Consider the following 1477-nt stretch of genomic DNA (forward strand, 5'->3'; position numbering starts at 1 on the left):
TGTCTGACCTGGTAGCTGTTGTGTCGGCCGCGTTTGATGACGCGGGGGTAGCTGCGGTGTCGGCGCGGCGGGTGCAGATTGCGGCGGTGGACGATTTCCTGCTTGAAGGCGTGGAGCCCGGTGGTGAGCAGGTCAGGGGGAAAAGGCCGCGGGATCGGTGATCCGGCGGCGCACGATGCGGACGGTGCGGAGGAACTTGACCCGGTCGGGGTCGATGTCGGCCTCGGTCGCAGCCCGGCAGATCAGCGCGCTGATCGCGTAGTGGGTCAACAGGTAGCCGTAGATCTCCTGACGGACCATGTCCGGGCTCTTCGACCGCAAAACCCGGCCTGGGCCCCGTAAAGACGTTTTGAGCTGGGCGTTACCGTTCTCGTGTTCCCATCGGTCGTGGTAGCCCTGCGCCAAGACCTCCGCGGCGACCTCACCAGGATCGAGGATCGTGGTGATGAGGCAGACCAGTTGCCGTTCATCGGCGTCACCACGGTCGGGGACCTGGTACTCGACGACCCGCACCAGCCTGGCCCGCCGCGGGTCCAGATCCTCACCGGCCAGGGCCGCGGTCAGCAGCCGCTGCCGCCATGCCCGGGTGGTCCGTGAGGCGAACAGCAGCGCCAGGTGCGAGCCGTCGGCCAGGACCGCCACCGTCGGCAATTCAACGGAGTCACTGACCCGCCACAGCAGATCAGCACCGGTACCGGCCGCGGTCTCCCAACCGGTGTAGCTGTAGAAATTGCGGTCGGCCATCACCAGCATTCCCGCCTCCAGCAACCGATACAGGTCCCGGGCCATGCTCTGCTCACCGGAACCCTCACCGACGCACGCACCGATCGTGGCGCCGATCGTGGCGTGCGACCCTGACTCCACCAGCGTCAACACCCGCGCCTTCGGGAACGCCGCCGGATGCTGCACACCCCCAGGCCGGCCGAACTCGACGGCATTGTCCTGGGTGTCGGGCACGTCCCACTCGAAGCCGTCGATCGAGACCAGACGGCGTCCGCCCAGCCACCCACCCCGAGTCAACAACTCACACACCGGCACCGCGACCTGCGCGAACACCGCCTGCACCGGCTCGAACCCCAAACGCTGACGAGCCTGAGTAAGCCCCGACGAACCCGGCATCCGCCACCCCGGATCCCAGCAACCCCACCGGATCAACGGCTCCACCAACCGGGTCAGAACCTCTTCGTAATCCTCGTCGGCGAACAACGCCATCGCCATCACGAAATACACCATCACATGCGGCGGGAGCTTGCCATCGGAACGTTTCGCCTGCCGGCCGTACGCGGCCACGGCCTCATCGATCACGTCCCGCGGCACCGACGACGCCAACAACCCCACCGAAATCCAGTCCGTCAACCCACCCGAAACCGGCACCACACCCACCATCGCCACGACAGGCGATCATCCCGGTCATGTCACCACCACCGACGAACCGACACGGACAACACCAAGATCAACCTAAGCTGAGTGGCATTGG

At 66.2% G+C, this 1477-nt stretch carries 1 protein-coding gene; it reads right to left on the minus strand.

All coding sequences use genetic code 11. From position 1 onward, the window contains the following. Positions 1 to 132: 132 nt before the first annotated feature. Positions 133 to 1386 carry an IS4 family transposase gene (locus Aau02nite_RS45875; protein ID WP_212995002.1) on the minus strand — a complete coding sequence of 418 codons (1254 nt, stop codon included), beginning with the start codon at positions 1384 to 1386 and terminating at the stop codon, positions 133 to 135. Positions 1387 to 1477: the final 91 nt, after the last annotated feature.

This window comes from Actinoplanes auranticolor, assembly GCF_018332655.1.
In the GTDB taxonomy this organism is placed as follows: Bacteria; Actinomycetota; Actinomycetes; order Mycobacteriales; family Micromonosporaceae; genus Actinoplanes; species Actinoplanes auranticolor.

Excerpts from the sequence above, each read along its gene's own strand:
- Aau02nite_RS45875 (WP_212995002.1), bottom strand. The coding sequence starts at position 1,386 with ATGGTGGGTGTGGTGCCGGTTTCGGGTGGGTTGACGGACTGGATTTCG.